Source organism: Haemophilus sp. SZY H53, assembly GCF_054332375.1.
This window is the reverse complement of sequence record NZ_JBTGNV010000009.1, coordinates 89,921-104,375: the sequence shown is the minus strand read 5'-3', so window position 1 is coordinate 104,375 and position 14,455 is coordinate 89,921. Positions and strand designations below refer to the sequence as shown.

13 protein-coding genes are annotated in these 14,455 nt (G+C 39.2%); 7 read left to right on the top strand and 6 right to left on the bottom strand.

The window, feature by feature from the left end; translation table 11 throughout:
- Positions 1 to 19: 19 nt before the first annotated feature.
- From rpiA to lon, 3 genes are all read right to left on the bottom strand, one after another.
- Positions 20 to 679, bottom strand: a complete 660-nt coding sequence (rpiA, locus tag ACXVWB_RS09215) for a ribose-5-phosphate isomerase RpiA (RefSeq protein WP_126470083.1) — start codon at positions 677 to 679, stop codon at positions 20 to 22.
- Positions 680 to 788: 109 nt separating this feature from the next.
- Positions 789 to 1,937 carry a radical SAM family heme chaperone HemW gene (gene hemW / locus ACXVWB_RS09210; RefSeq protein WP_126470081.1) on the bottom strand — a complete coding sequence of 383 codons (1,149 nt, stop codon included), beginning with the start codon at positions 1,935 to 1,937 and terminating at the stop codon, positions 789 to 791.
- A gap of 48 nt (positions 1,938 to 1,985) precedes the next feature.
- Complete coding sequence (gene lon / locus ACXVWB_RS09205; protein WP_289902385.1) at positions 1,986 to 4,403, bottom strand: endopeptidase La; 2,418 nt, start codon at positions 4,401 to 4,403, stop codon at positions 1,986 to 1,988.
- A 234-nt stretch (positions 4,404 to 4,637) separates the two neighbouring features.
- Between lon and ACXVWB_RS09200 the strand changes: the two genes are divergently transcribed.
- Complete coding sequence (locus ACXVWB_RS09200) at positions 4,638 to 5,516, top strand: VirK/YbjX family protein (RefSeq protein WP_126470077.1); 879 nt, start codon at positions 4,638 to 4,640, stop codon at positions 5,514 to 5,516.
- A gap of 170 nt (positions 5,517 to 5,686) precedes the next feature.
- Positions 5,687 to 7,210, top strand: coding sequence for a YfcC family protein (locus ACXVWB_RS09195; RefSeq protein WP_126470075.1), 1,524 nt, complete (start codon positions 5,687 to 5,689; stop codon positions 7,208 to 7,210).
- A 54-nt stretch (positions 7,211 to 7,264) separates the two neighbouring features.
- On the opposite strand, the gene ACXVWB_RS09190 is transcribed toward ACXVWB_RS09195, so the two are convergent.
- From ACXVWB_RS09190 to ansB, 3 genes are all read right to left on the bottom strand, one after another.
- Positions 7,265 to 7,900 carry a hypothetical protein gene (locus tag ACXVWB_RS09190; RefSeq protein WP_126470073.1) on the bottom strand — a complete coding sequence of 212 codons (636 nt, stop codon included), beginning with the start codon at positions 7,898 to 7,900 and terminating at the stop codon, positions 7,265 to 7,267.
- A 116-nt stretch (positions 7,901 to 8,016) separates the two neighbouring features.
- A complete protein-coding gene (locus ACXVWB_RS09185; protein WP_049355634.1) occupies positions 8,017 to 9,339 on the bottom strand; it encodes an anaerobic C4-dicarboxylate transporter in 1,323 nt (440 codons plus the stop codon).
- Between the two features lie 155 nt (positions 9,340 to 9,494).
- Complete coding sequence (ansB, locus tag ACXVWB_RS09180; RefSeq protein WP_126470071.1) at positions 9,495 to 10,544, bottom strand: L-asparaginase 2; 1,050 nt, start codon at positions 10,542 to 10,544, stop codon at positions 9,495 to 9,497.
- A gap of 248 nt (positions 10,545 to 10,792) precedes the next feature.
- Between ansB and ACXVWB_RS09175 the strand changes: the two genes are divergently transcribed.
- The 5 genes from ACXVWB_RS09175 to ACXVWB_RS09155 are packed head-to-tail and all read left to right on the top strand — an operon-like array spanning position 10,793 to position 14,454.
- On the top strand, positions 10,793 to 11,239 hold the full coding sequence (locus ACXVWB_RS09175) for a rhodanese-like domain-containing protein (protein WP_049355632.1): 447 nt from the start codon (positions 10,793 to 10,795) through the stop codon (positions 11,237 to 11,239).
- 9 nt (positions 11,240 to 11,248) lie between these two features.
- Positions 11,249 to 11,758, top strand: a complete 510-nt coding sequence (gene secB / locus ACXVWB_RS09170; protein ID WP_049355631.1) for a protein-export chaperone SecB — start codon at positions 11,249 to 11,251, stop codon at positions 11,756 to 11,758.
- A 55-nt stretch (positions 11,759 to 11,813) separates the two neighbouring features.
- Positions 11,814 to 12,821, top strand: a complete 1,008-nt coding sequence (gpsA, locus tag ACXVWB_RS09165; RefSeq protein ID WP_289902384.1) for an NAD(P)H-dependent glycerol-3-phosphate dehydrogenase — start codon at positions 11,814 to 11,816, stop codon at positions 12,819 to 12,821.
- Positions 12,822 to 12,830: 9 nt separating this feature from the next.
- The gene (cysE, locus tag ACXVWB_RS09160; protein WP_289902383.1) at positions 12,831 to 13,628 is read left to right on the top strand and encodes a serine O-acetyltransferase; all 798 of its coding nucleotides are present in this window, start codon (positions 12,831 to 12,833) and stop codon (positions 13,626 to 13,628) included.
- A gap of 10 nt (positions 13,629 to 13,638) precedes the next feature.
- Positions 13,639 to 14,454, top strand: coding sequence for a shikimate 5-dehydrogenase (locus ACXVWB_RS09155; RefSeq protein WP_289902382.1), 816 nt, complete (start codon positions 13,639 to 13,641; stop codon positions 14,452 to 14,454).
- The last annotated feature ends 1 nt before the right edge of the window (position 14,455 follow it).

Below are 14,455 nucleotides of genomic sequence, written 5' to 3'. Positions count from 1 at the left end.
GTTTGCTTCCTTATTTTTATTAATCGATGACTTTTGCGCCTTCTGGTGTACCAACAATCACAATATCCGCACTGCGTAAGGCAAAAATACCATTTGTTACCACACCAGCTACGTTATTCAATTCTTTTTCCATTTCCACTGGATTTAAAATGGCGAAGTTATGTACATCTAAAATCACGTTACCGTTATCCGTTACTACACCTTCACGATATTCAGGCGCGCCGCCAAGAGAAACTAATTTACGACCGACTTGTGAACGTGCCATTGGAATGACTTCTACTGGTAATGGGAAGGTCGTACCCAAAACATCCACTTGTTTACTGGAATCCACGATACAAATAAATTTTTTCGCTAAAGCGGCCACAATTTTTTCGCGAGTCAATGCCGCACCGCCGCCTTTGATCATCATTTTTTGTGGATTGATTTCATCTGCGCCATCTACATAAATATCTAAACTGGATACATCGTTAGCACTAAACACTTCAATGCCCTGTTTACGCAATAATTCTTCTGAGGCTTTAGATGCGGCTACCGCACCTTGAATTTGATCTTTTAATTCACCTAAAGCTTCAATAAAACAATTCACTGTTGAGCCACTTCCTACACCAACAATCGTATCGGGTTTAACATATTTTAACGCTGCGCGTGCTGCTAATTTTTTCATTTCTAGTTGATCCATTTCTCTGTCCCTTTTAAATTTTGAATAATAACGTAAACGTTTGCTTTACTTTAATATGACCCTATTAAATAAACAAGTGTAAAAATTTATTCGTGATGATGAAAAAATTTTATTCATCTAAGAAAAGCGCTAATAGTTCGTTTAAAAATAATTTCCCATGTTCGGTGATCTGCCAATAATCAGGTGTTTCCACAATATAATTCTGCTGGATCGCAAAATCAATTTGATTTTTGACCGCACTTTGCGAAAGCCCTGTGTAATATTCAAACTCTTGTTTTGGCACGGCTTCCAATAAACGAAAACGATTCATAAAGAACTCAAAAGCGCGGTCATTTTTTTCCACGTATTTTTCTTCATAAAGATATTCACCACGCAAATAGCCTTTTGGATGCTTCGTTTTAGAAAAACGTAAAATATCGCCATCAGGAAAAGTCAGTTTTCCATGTGCACCACAACCTATCGCCAAATAATCCCCGAATCGCCAATAATTCAGATTGTGCTGACATTGAAAGCCCGGCTTTGCATAAGCGGATGTTTCATATTGTTGATAACCCGCTTCGGTTAAAAGCTGATGGCCTTGCTCAAAAATATCCCAAAGCTCATCATCATCCGGCAATGTAGGCGGGCGATAAGCAAACATGGTATTCGGTTCAATGGTGAGCTGATACCAAGAAAGGTGTGGTGGAGCAAGCTCAATGGCTTGTCGCAAATCATCTAGCGCTTCCTCAAGTGCTTGATTTGGCAAGCCGTGCATTAAATCTAGATTGAAACTTTTTAACCCAGAAACTTTCGCTAAACTGACCGCACTTTTAGCTTCCTCCGCATTATGAATACGTCCTAAACGTTGTAATTTATCGTCATTAAAACTTTGGATGCCCATGGAAATACGTGTTACACCAGCATCCACATAGCCTTTAAAACGCTCCGCCTCCACTGTGCCTGGATTAGCTTCCATAGTTATTTCAATATTCTCTGAAAAAGGAATACGACGTTGAATTTCTGCCAATAACAACTTGATACTTTCCGCTGAAAATAAACTCGGCGTGCCACCACCAATAAAAATTGAATGGAGTGGACGATTTTGAATACTAGCCTGATATTTCTCTAAGTCTGCCTCAAGATCGGCGATCAGATGTTGCACATATTCTTGTTCAGGAATTGCGCCTTTCTGTGCATGCGAATTGAAATCACAATAAGGGCATTTCTGCACACACCAGGGAATATGCACATAAAGGGAAAGAGGGGGAAATTTTTGCATAATTAAAAGTCAAAAGGGCTTGTTTTCACAAGCCCTAAAAATGAGTCATTAATTGACCGCTCTTGCTGTTTTAGTCGCAGCTTTACGGCGTGGTGCTTTCGCTTTCGTTTCCACTTTCACGAACTCAATGCCTTCTGGTGGATTTTCTAACGCTAAGCCTAACACTTCATCAATGGTTTCTACCGCATGAATCGCAAGATTTTCTTTTACGTTACCAGGAATTTCTTCCAAATCTTTCACGTTATCTTTTGGAATCAATACGGTTTTAATGCCACCACGATGTGCCGCAAGTAATTTTTCTTTCAATCCGCCAATTGGTAATACTTTACCGCGTAGGCTGATTTCACCAGTCATCGCGACATCGGCACGCACTGGGTTACCCGTTAAGCAAGAAACCAATGCCGTACACATTGCAATACCTGCACTTGGGCCATCTTTCGGTGTTGCGCCATCTGGTACGTGAATGTGAATATCACGTTTTTCATGGAATTCAGAATTGATACCCAATTTTTCAGCACGTGCACGGACTACGGTCATGGCTGCTTGGATAGATTCTTTCATCACATCGCCTAATGAACCGGTGAAGGTTAATTTGCCTTTACCTACTACTGAAGCAGTTTCAATGGTTAGTAAGTCACCACCCACTTCTGTCCACGCAAGGCCTGTTACTTCGCCCACACGGTTTTGGGTATCCGCTTTACCAAATTCAAAACGTTTCACACCAAGATAGTCATGCAAGTTGTCTGAATTAACGGTAATCGATTTCACTTTTGGATTGACCAATAAATTCTTCACTGCTTTACGACAGATTTTAGAAATCTCACGCTCTAATCCACGCACACCAGCTTCACGGGTGTAATAACGGATAATATCTAAAATCGCGTTTTCTTCGATGGTTAATTCGCCTTTTTTCAATCCATTACGTTCAATTTGTTTTTGTAACAAATGTTGCATCGCAATATTCAGTTTTTCATCTTCGGTATAACCAGAAAGACGAATCACTTCCATACGATCTAACAATGGACCTGGAATATTCATGGAATTTGAGGTTGCCACAAACATCACATCAGACAAATCGTAGTCCACTTCAAGATAGTGATCGTTGAAGGTGGTATTTTGTTCTGGATCAAGCACTTCTAACAAGGCTGATGCGGGATCACCACGCATATCCGAAGACATTTTATCAATTTCATCAAGCAAGAAGAGTGGGTTTTTCACACCAACTTTTGCCATTTTTTGAATCAATTTACCCGGCAATGCACCAATATAGGTTTTACGGTGACCGCGGATTTCTGCTTCATCGCGTACCCCACCTAATGCCATGCGTACATATTTACGACCTGTTGCATTCGCAATAGATTGACCCAGTGAGGTTTTACCTACCCCTGGCGGCCCCACTAAGCAAAGGATTGGTCCTTTGATTTTGTTTAAACGCGCTTGCACCGCAAGGTATTCTAAAATACGTTCTTTCACTCGTTCTAAACCATAGTGATCCGCATCTAAAACCTGTTGAGCTTTTGCGATATCTTTCTTCACTTTGGTACGTTTATGCCATGGCACTTGAAGCATCCATTCAATATAGCTACGCACCACTGTCGCTTCAGCCGACATTGCTGACATCATTTTGAGTTTTTGTAACTCGCTTTCTACTTTATCACGCACATCTGCTGGCATACCTGCCGCTTCGACCTTTTGACGAAGTTGCTCAACTTCATCAATAGTATCTTCGCTTTCGCCTTCGTCCATTTCTTTGCGAATCGCTTTAATTTGTTCGCTAAGATAATAGTTACGCTGACTTTTCTCCATTTGTTTTTTCACACGGCCGCGGATGCGTTTTTCAACTTGAAGAATATCTGCTTCAGATTCCATCATGCCGAGCAAGTATTCTAAACGCTCTTGCACATCTGCCAGTTCTAACACGCTTTGTTTATGGCGAACGGTCACTGGAATATGCGCAGCCATGGTATCTGCTAAACGATCAGCATCATCAATGCGTTGAAGCGCACCTAAAACATCTGCAGGGATTTTTTTATTAAGTTGCAGATAACTTTCAAATTCATTTAAAACGGCTGCCTTCACCACATCTAATTCTTTTTCATCGCCAAACGTGGTTTCAATCGGTGTGACTTCCGCAGAAAAATGGTCTTCACCATCATTTAATTGATTGATTTTCGCGCGCTGTTGCCCTTCCACCAACACTTTCACTGTGCCGTCTGGCAATTTTAATAATTGAATAATATTGGCAATCGTCCCGACATCGAATACATCATCAACGGTAGGTTCTTCTAAATCAGCCTGCTTTTGTGACACCAATAATAATTGTTTGCACTCATTCATGGCTTCATCAAGGGCGCTAATCGATTTTGCGCGCCCAACAAAAAGTGGCATCACCATATAAGGGAAAACGACAACATCCCGTAATGGCAATACAGGAAGTGTACGTTGTTGAGTTCTTTTGGCGTTCATAGTTATCTCTCTTACATCAATTCTATAATTTCATTGAATATGGGGATGAGTTGCATAAATTCAAGGTAGGATTTGGCATATTAAGGAGAAATCGAAAAATAGGCAAGTAAAGAACCACCTTTATTGATGGTTAATTGGAAAAACCATGGAATACAGGTACAATAAGTGCGGTTAAAAATCAGCATGATTTTACCTAATAAAAACGTTTGAAAAAATAACCGCACTTTACCCATTATGACAGCAAAACAAACTATTACTTTCGCGACCTTTCAAGAATTACTGCCCGATTCTTGTAATCATCCATTAAAAAAACAATTAAGGGATAAAGCCCGTTATTATGGACGCAAATTTTTATTTAAAAAACAATGTGATGCATTGGTTAATTTCTTAAATACAAACCAAACTTGGATTCCGCTTTTTCAACAAAATCCATATCGTTTTAATGCATTGCTCGCAACCTATTGTGACAAACGTTTTTCTGCAACAGAGCGACTCAATGCCATTACCAATAGTCTGTTAATGCTTGAAGAAAAAATGGGCGTAGAATTTTGTAAAAAATTGCTACAAGAAAAATCCCTTTTATTGGCACAATTAACAGATCAGCTTGGTATCTATTTCAATATCAACCAGATTGATCCTTTTGAAGGTTATTTTTCCATTAACTTAAAAGATAATGATGGGCGTAGCATTTATGATGCTTCTTTCACCTTCTTAAAGCCAAATAAATTACTTATCGCCTCAATTCAAGGCCCTTCTTATGAAGAGGCGCAAGAAGCGGTAAAACAAACCACAAAAGAATTACACGGTGTTCGTCCAATGTTTATGTTGATGAATGTTTTCCGCTTACTAGCTGAAAAATGGCAATATGAATTAATCGGTATTCCTCACACTTCACAAGGTAAATACCGTTTATCTGCACGCAGTAAAATTCTATTCAATTACGATGAATTCTGGCAAGAAAACCAAGGGCAATTAAAAGGTCAATATTGGCAATTACCGCTTGAAAGCACCCGCAAACCACTGGAAGAAATCGCCAGCAAAAAACGTTCTATGTATCGAAAACGTTATGAAATGTTGGATGATTTGAGTGAAAAAATTACTCAATTTTCCTAAATAAAATAGACTTAAGCCAGGTTTAATGACAACCGAGCCTGGCCTAGGTAAACGATTGCTCACCCTGATATTATTGTTTTTATAAAAAACCACTCTTTGCTTTGAGGTTCTTTTTATGTAGAATACGCGCTCGGCTTATCCACTAATCCGAACACTAGGAGTTCTCCATAATGGAAACATCAAAGAAAAAGATGAAGTTCCCTTCTGCATTTAGCATTCTCTTTATTATTCTTCTTATTGCTATTGGTCTTACTTGGCTTATTCCCTCAGGGTCCTACTCTAAACTTTCCTACGACAACACCGAACATCATTTTATTGTCAAAACCCACGGAATTCCCGATCAAAGCTATCCAGCAACAGAACAAACGCTTAATCAACTCAATATCAAAATTCAACTTTCTCATTTCACCAACGGCATTATCAAAAAGCCGATTGCTATCCCCGATACCTATCAACGCATTGAACAACACGAAAAAGGCATTACAGATATGATTCACGCCATGGTGGATGGCACCATTGAAGTCGCGGATATTATGATTTTTATCTTCATACTCGGTGGAATGATTGGTGTGATAAACAAAACAGGAGCATTCAATGCCGGATTAATGTCTCTCACCAAAAAAACGAAAGGAAATGAATTCTCCGTTGTCTTTGCTGTCTGTGTGTTAATGCTGTTAGGCGGTACGGCTTGTGGCATTGAGGAAGAAGCAGTAGCCTTCTACCCAATTCTTGTTCCTGTCTTTTTAGCCTTAGGCTATGATTCCATTGTCTGTGTTGGTGCCATATTCCTCGCCGCCTCAATGGGAACGGCATTCTCTACAATCAATCCCTTCTCCGTTGTCATTGCCTCAAATGCTGCGGGTATTCCATTCACGGAAGGAATGGGATTTCGTACATTGGGACTTATTCTTGGTGGTGCGTGTGTGATTGCTTACATGTATTGGTATTGTAAAAAACTGCGTGCCAATCCTGAATTTTCTTATACGTATGACGATCGCCAAGCCTTCTATGATCTCTATATGAAAGATATCGATCCCAATGCAACCGTTGAATTTACCTTTAGAAGAAAACTGATTCTGATTCTATTTAGTGGCGCCTTTCCTCTCATGGTATGGGGTGTTATGTTTGGGGGCTGGTGGTTTCCTCAAATGGCGGCTTCCTTCCTAGCCATAACCATTATTATTATGTTCATCAGCGGATTGCCTGAAAAAGATGTCGTAAATGGGTTTACTCATGGCGCCTCTGAATTAGTCGGCGTCGCATTGATTATCGGACTCGCTCGAGCAGTCAATATCATTCTGGAACAAGGAATGATTTCAGACACGATTCTCGATTATATGACACATCTTGTCGGTGGAATGAATGGTGGCGTCTTTATTATTGGTCAGCTCTTGGTCTTCATTTTCTTAGGGTTAGTTGTACCTTCATCTTCAGGTCTTGCCGTACTCGCCATGCCAATTATGGCTCCGCTGGCTGATACCGTTGGCATCCCGAGAGACATTGTTGTATCGGCTTACAACTGGGGACAATATATTATGTTGTTCCTCGCACCGACAGGATTAGTCCTTGTCACGCTACAAATGCTTGGTATTCCATTCAACAAATGGTTGAAATTTGTCATGCCGATCGTAGGCTGTCAGTTTGTTATCTCATCGATACTTCTTCTCGTTCAAGTATTTATGTATGCACAATAAGCTATAAAATAAAAAGCCACGCAATCTTTCGTGGCTTCTTTTTCTCATCTGATGTTATTTAACAAACTCATCAAACTCTAACTCATAATCATCACCATCTCTGGTGTATTTGATATAACGTGGAAATTGTTCACCTGAGAATTTCTTCACCATAATATCCTTATTACCTGTTTTAAATGAATAAGTGATTTCCGTGACAGTTTGCTTATTATATTGGATCTGTTTTTCTACTTTCTTCACATTCACATTTTCCATTGGGTAAAGTTTTTTACCATTTGTAATTTGGAAGCTGGTTGGCAATTTATCGTAATAACTCAACTGAAATGCCATGGTGAATAAATCAAAAGTTGGTAATTTTAACGGCTCGGTTTCTAATCCATTTTTCACTTTACCGTATTCAATTATTGTTGGCGAAATTTTAGAAATAGCATAAGACTTACCATTACGTACATCTTGATAATTCACCATTTTAAATTGGCTCGAAGTTTGTGAACCACGAGAAGTAAACACAATGTTGTACAACGGAATATTAATTTTCGCATTGACTGAATATTGTGAACCATCAGCCTTAAAATGCACATAAGCGGGCATTAAATAATTTGAGCTGTATTTAATATTGTAATCCGCCGCAGACCATGCTGTTGGCACATAAGCAATTAATGCAGCAAAAAGGATTTTAAATAATTTCATTGGTTTTCCTTATAAAAATAGAATACTTATTAGAACAAAATCTGATTAATAAGTTTCATAAAAAAATAAAAAACGGTGCATAAAACAATATGCACCGTTTTAGCTAGCTATAAATTTTATAATAAAACATTTGCAAGTAATAAACCAATAACTAGACTAAAGACCATACTTAATAGCCCTGGTAACATAAAACTATGATTGAAAATATATTTACCAATTTTAGTTGTACCCGTTGTATCAAAATCAATTGACGCAATAATAGGACCATAATTAGGCACAAAGAAGTAACCATTTACTGCAACAAATACCCCAATTAAGACAGGCGCAGGAATACCTAATGCAATACCAAGTGGGAATAATGTTGCTACTGTTGCGCCTTGGCTATTAACTAAAACAGATAACACGAATAGCGCTAAAGCAAATGTCCATGGTGCAGTTTCCACTAAGCCTTTCACCATTTCTTTTACTTCTACCATATGTGCCTGCATCAACGTATCACCTAACCAAGCAATACCAAAAATGGCTATAACGGCACGCATGCCCGCATGGAATACGGAACCTTTAGTTATTTCTGTGCCATCCGGTTTACAAGTAAAGATAATTAATGCCCCAATAGATAGCATAATGATTTCAATCGTATGAGCCATCCCCATCGGTTTACCATCAAATACTGGACGTAAAGAAGGCACTGCACCCATTAACACAACGAGTAAAGCACCACATAAGAATAAGGAAAGAGAGATTTTAGCTGTTTTACTCACTTCAAATTCGTTTGTATCGGTTGTTGAATTGAATGCATCAGCATATTTCGGATCTTTTAAGCGACGTTGATATTCTGGATCATCTTTAAGTTCTTTCCCTATTTTGTTAACAAAGATACAAGCTAAGAAAAGACCTAAAATAGTCGCTGGAATAGTAATCATCAACACATCACCAAGATGAATACCTTGAGGTTCAAGATAAGCAACGACTGCCACCACTGCTGCAGCAATAGGACTTGCAACAATTGCAAACTGAGAAGCAATCACAGCCATTGAAAGTGGACGTTCAGGACGGATGCCATTTTGACGGCTGACTTCCGCAATAACCGGTAAAACAGAATAAGCAACATGACCAGTACCCGCCAAAAATGTAAATAACCACGTCACGGCTGGCGCAATAAAAGTAATATGTTTAGGATTACGACGTAAAATTTTAGTCGCAATTTTAATCATATAATTTAAACCACCCGCAGCTTGCATTGCAGCTGCCGCTGAAACTACAGCCATAATCATAAACATCACATCAATTGGTAAGCCTGCGGGTTTTAAACCAAAACCGAACGAGAGAATGGCCAGTCCTAAACCACCAAATACTCCTAAACCAATACCTCCGACGCGAGCGCCCACTAAAATACACAATAGCACAATGGCAAATTGCAATAAAAACATTGCAGACATACTGACCCCCTAAGTCAATAAAAAATCGTTATCATATAATAAAACGTACGTAAATATAACAATAAATAGGTACGCATTCCATAATTTAGATCAAAAAATTTCAATATCTTGCATAGAAATGTGCAATTATTTTCCACACATTTTATGTTGCTAAATTAGAAATCTTCAAAATATTGCTGAATCACTTTTGGATCTTTAGTCTTCGTTAAAGCAAGTTGCAACAACACCCTCGCTTTTTGCGGATTTAACGTACCAGCAGCAACAAAACCATATTTAGAATCATCTACTTCAGCATCACGTGTTGTATAACCGGTGGGCACACGGGAAGAACGTACCACTGCAACACCATCTTTCGCCGCTTTTTCTAAACGTTTTAAGTGTGCGGCATTCACGTTACCATTACCTACACCCGCTGAAACAATACCTTGATAGCCTGCATCCAATAATGAATTTAACGGTTCAATTGGTGCATTAGAATAAGCATAAACAATGCCAACTTGCGGTAAACTGTCTAATTTATCTATGTTAAACGGTGTGTTTACGGTATGTTTACTTTCAGGCGAACGCTCGTAATCCACTTTGCTATTGTGAATATAGCCTAGCGTGCCATAGTTTGGTGAATGAAACGTCTGTACAGCAGTGGTGCTCATTTTAGTTACATCTCGCGCCCCTAATACTTCATCATTCATCGCTACTAATACGCCGCGGCCAGCTGATTTTTTATCAGATGCCACCACGACAGCATTATAAAGATTTAATGGACCATCCGCACTTTTTTCTGTTGCTGGACGCATCGCACCGACCAACACGATCGGTTTTTCACATTTCGCAGTCAGATCAAGAAAATAAGCGGTTTCTTCCATCGTATCTGTACCATGAGTAATCACAAAACCATCGGTGTCTTTACATTGTGTATTAATCGCTTTAGCTAATTTCAACCACACCTCATCACTCATATCCTGTGAACCAATTTTTACAATTTGCTCACCTTTTACATTGGCTAGCTGCTTAATTTCAGGCACTGCATCAATTAATGCCTCAATATTGAGTTGTCCTGCTTTATAAGTAGAAGAAACTGCAGTTTCACCACTTCCGGCAATGGTGCCGCCTGTCGCTAAAATTGTAATATTGGGTAATTCTGCTGCTTGTGCTACAGAAAAACCTAATCCAACCATCATAAGTGCGGTTAATTTTTTGAATTTCATTTTATTCCCCTTGAACTAACTCATTAAAGTATCGGCATTCTCTACCTAATTAGGTAGAGAATAAATACCAAGATAACCTATTTATGATCCCGATCACATTTTTAGCCATATGATTGTATAAGCTTTCGCCACCCCTGCGTTTACTTGAGAATTTTTTTGAAAGATAACCAAAGTACGGTTATACTTAAATCTTTATTTCATCTGAAGATAAACTCTTATTCATTATCAAAAATTAAGTTGAGAACAACATGCAAGAATTTATGCCTCAAGCAATTGAATTTGCTCAAAAACACACTTTTTTAACAATCGCATGGTTTGCTGTCCTTTTTATGACACTTTTCACCTTTTTTAAAAGTGCAACACAAAAATATCGCGTCATCACTAATCCAGAAGCCGTTCGCTTAATAAACGACGAAGAGGCGGTTGTGATTGACTTACGTCCTATCGATGAATTCCGAGGTGGTCATATTATTAACAGTGTAAACTTGCTTCCGACAGAAATTAAAAATCAAAATGTAGGAAAAATTGAACATTACAAAGGAAAGCCCGTTATCATTGTGGATATCAACGGTGTTTCTTCTTCCACATCTGCAGAGCTTTTAACCAAACAAGGCTTTGAAAAAGTCTATGTATTAAAAGACGGTTTAACGGCTTGGTCTGGTGCAAATTTACCATTAGTAAAAAAACATAAGTAAGGATCCTCTATGTCTGAACAAAATCAACAACCTGAAGTAGCCTCTGAAGAACAACAAGAAGCCGTACTTCAAATTCAACGTATTTATGTAAAAGATGTTTCTTTTGAAGCACCAAATCTTCCTCATATTTTCCACCAAGAATGGAAACCAAAACTTGGCTTTGATTTAAGCACTGAAGCCGTTCAAGTGGGCGAAGATTTATACGAAGTAACGTTAAACATCAACGTAGAAACGACCATGGAAGATTCTGGTGATGTAGCGTTTATTTGTGAAGTGAAACAATCTGGTGTATTTACAATCAGCGGTTTAGAAGATGTTCAAATGGCGCACTGCTTAACATCTCAATGCCCAAATATGCTTTTCCCTTATGCGCGCGAACTAATTTCTAACTTAGTCAACCGCGGAACATTCCCAGCATTAAACCTTTCTCCGGTAAACTTCGATGCGTTATTCATTGAATACATGAATAAGCAGCAAGCTGCAGCCGAAGTAGAAGAAAATCCAGAAACCCAACATTAATTTTGATAAGGGCAGGCGATATGGTCTGCCCTTTTATTTTTTTAAGGTGATTGAAATGAATACATCCCAATCTCCAATTACTATTCTTGGTTGCGGTTCTTATGGAACAGCACTCGCTATCTCATTTTCTCGTAATGGTTCGCCAACCTATCTTTGGGGGCACAATCCCGATCATATTCATCAAATGCAACAGGAACGTCAAAATCGTCGCTTTCTGCCTGATATTAAATTTCCTGAAAGTTTGTATTTAGAATTAGATTTGAAAACTGCCCTTGAGCAATCGAAAGACATTTTAATTGTGGTACCAAGTCACGCTTTCGGCGAAATTCTCTTAAAAATTCGACCGCACTTAAAACCTGATCATCGTTTAATTTGGGCTACCAAAGGATTAGAACGCAACACCGGCCGATTACTACAAGAAGTAGTGGAAGAAACCTTAGGTAAAGCAATTCCGACAGCGGTGCTTTCAGGTCCTACTTTTGCGAAAGAATTGGCTCAAGGTTTGCCAACGGCGATTACCCTTGCCTCTCGTCATGAAAAGTTTGCCTTAGAATTACAAGCGCGAATTCATTGCAGTCAGCATTTTCGGGTATATGTAAATCAAGATATAATCGGCGTTCAATTAGGTGGTGCCATTAAAAACGTGATTGCGATAGGGGCGGGTATTTCGGATGGTATGGGATTTGGTGCCAATGCGAGAACCGCATTGATTACCCGTGGTATTGCGGAAATTACTCGCTTGGGCGTAGCAATGGGCGCAAATGCACAAACCTTTATGGGTATGTCTGGTTTAGGAGATTTAGTGCTCACTTGTACCGATAACCAATCCCGTAACCGTCGATTTGGTTTAATGCTTGGTAAAGGTACCGATAGCCAACAAGCTATGGATGAAATTGGTCAAGTCGTGGAAGGGTTTTATAACACCAAAGAAACTTATTTATTAGCACAACGACAAGGCGTAGAAATGCCAATTACAGAGCAAATTTACCAAATGCTCTTTTGTGGTAAAAGTGCACAAGACGTCGCATTAAGCTTATTGGGTCGTGCACGAAAAGGCGAATAAGGAGAAAAAATGACACTAGAAGTATGGCAACACATTCGCCAAGAGGTAAAAGAACTAGCAGAATGCGAGCCTATGCTCGCAAGCTTTTTCCATTCCACCATTTTAAAGCATCAAAATCTCGGCAGCGCTTTGAGTTATTTGCTTGCGAATAAACTGGCTAACCCTATCATGCCAGCAATTTCGCTGCGTGAAATTATTGAAGAAGCCTATCAAGCCGAGCCTAATATCATTGATTGTGCTGCTTGTGATATTAAAGCTGTGCGCCACCGCGATCCCGCTGTGGAATTGTGGTCTACCCCATTGCTTTATCTAAAAGGTTTTCACGCCATTCAAAGCTATCGTATTACCCATTATTTGTGGAATCAAAATCGAAAAGCACTCGCACTTTATTTACAAAATCAGATTTCCGTAGCTTTCGATGTGGATATTCACCCTGCGGCTAAAATTGGGCACGGCATTATGTTTGACCACGCTACCGGTATTGTCGTCGGCGAAACTTCAGTGATTGAAAATGATGTGTCTATCTTGCAAGGTGTCACACTTGGCGGTACAGGTAAAGAATCAGGCGATCGCCATCCAAAAGTACGAGAAGGCGTAATGATTGGGGCGGGGGCGAAAATTCTCGGTAATATCGAAGTGGGCAAATATGCCAAAATAGGCGCCAACTCTGTCGTACTTCAACCCGTGCCTGAATGTGCTACTGCTGCGGGTGTACCCGCACGAATTATCGGTAAAGATAAAGATGCTAAACCTGCTTTTGAAATGAATCAATATTTTACTGCTGATGATATGAATTTAAATATCTAAGGATATCCGAATGATAAATAAAGACACCCTGCTTTGCATGTCTCTTTCTGGCAGACCAGGTAATTTTGGTACCACATTTCATAATTATCTCTATCAAAAACTAGGACTTAATTTTATCTACAAAGCCTTTACCACTACAGATATTGAAAATGCGATCAAAGGCATTCGTGCACTTGGTATTCGAGGTTGTGCGGTTTCAATGCCTTTTAAAGAAAGCTGCATGCCATTTTTAGATGAAATATCCCCTTCTGCACAAGCCATTCAGTCTGTGAATACTATTGTGAATGAGCAAGGCTTTCTTCGTGCTTACAATACCGATTATATTGCGATTGTTAAACTTATCCAAGAATATCAATTAGATAAAAATAGTCGCGTGATTGTACGAGGCAGTGGTGGCATGGCAAAAGCGGTCGTCGCCGCCTTTAAAAACAGTGGATTTGAGCATCTGAAGATTTTTGCTCGAAATGAAAAAACAGGTAAAAATTTAGCCGCACTTTATGGCTATGAATATATCTCATCTTTAGATAATCAATCGGCAGATATTTTAGTCAATGTCACGCCAATTGGGATGAAAGGTGGAAAAGAAGAATTTGATCTCGCCTTTCCTGAAAATCTTATTCAACAAGCTCAAACCGCTTTTGATGTGGTAGCGATTCCTGCTGAAACACCGTTTATCCAATTTGCTCAACAGCAAGGTAAACAAACCATTTCTGGTGCAGAAGTCATTGTGCTACAAGCTGTCGAACAATTTGAGCTCTACACTGGGATTCGACCTGATGAGCAATTAGTCGCCGGAGCGGCTGATTTTGCAAGGGCAAATAGTTAAG